This window comes from Corallococcus sp. AB030, assembly GCF_003668965.1.
GTDB lineage: Bacteria > Myxococcota > Myxococcia > Myxococcales > Myxococcaceae > Corallococcus > Corallococcus exiguus.
The window spans coordinates 1-257 of record NZ_RAWQ01000545.1 but is presented as its reverse complement, the minus strand read 5'-3'; the positions used below and the strand labels follow the sequence as shown (position 1 = coordinate 257).

Annotated in this window: 1 protein-coding gene; it reads right to left on the bottom strand. The window is 67.7% G+C overall.

The annotated features are described in order from the left end of the window. On the bottom strand, positions 1 to 257 hold a 257-nt coding region (locus tag D7Y15_RS46325), incomplete at both ends, for a hypothetical protein (RefSeq protein ID WP_233605350.1).

Sequence of the window (257 nt, the reverse complement as noted above, 5' to 3'; positions counted from 1 at the left end):
CTGCCGGGACCTGCGATCTGGTACCGCGCCCAGGGCTGGCCATCGTACCAGTAGGCGCCTTCGACGGATCCGTTTCCGCCGACCCACCAGAGCTCCATGCTGCCCGGGATGCGCGAAACCGCTGCGATACCACTGCTCGTGGATGCGCTGCCGGGACCTGCGATCTGGTACCGCGCCCAGGGCTGGCCATCGTACCAGTAGGCGCCTTCGACGGATCCGTTTCCGCCGACCCACCAGAGCTCCATGCTGCCCGGGAT